1 protein-coding gene is annotated in these 441 nt (G+C 60.8%); it reads left to right on the top strand.

The window, feature by feature from the left end; all coding sequences use genetic code 11:
• The coding region (locus EXE42_RS18980) for a hypothetical protein (RefSeq protein WP_158293779.1) at nt 1-441 on the top strand (441 nt) is incomplete at both ends.

Below are 441 nucleotides of genomic sequence, written 5' to 3'. Positions count from 1 at the left end.
ACGTTCTGTATCGGCACCCCGAAGGAAACGGGGTCGTTCTACCACGACCTGTGGGAACGGTCGGATAAACGGACGTGGAACGCCGAGACAGGGGAGTGGGACATCCAAGATGAGGTCTATCCGTACGAGCTGACGGCAGAGGACATCGCTGACCTTCCAGGCGAGATGGAGGTCGATGAAGGCGAGTCCTACACCGTCCATGCGTGGCACGTCGATTGGATCAACTCCCCGCTCCACTCCGCGTCCGACATCGCCCGTGCGAAACAGCAGATGGGCGAGATGGAGTTTGCCAACGAGGTTCTCGCGCAGTTCTACGAACCCGAAGACAACCTCCTGTCGGACAGCGACGTGCGTTCGACGTTCACGCCCGAGTACCACTTCCGCGAGGAACCGTACAACGAGGACTCAACGACGGTTGTCGTGGCTGACTGGGGCGGCGGG

Origin of the sequence: Halorubrum sp. SP3 (assembly GCF_005435195.1) — an archaeon.
GTDB lineage: Archaea > Halobacteriota > Halobacteria > Halobacteriales > Haloferacaceae > Halorubrum > Halorubrum sodomense.
Note: the sequence above shows the minus strand (reverse complement) of the source record. Positions and strands in the feature narration are given on the sequence as shown.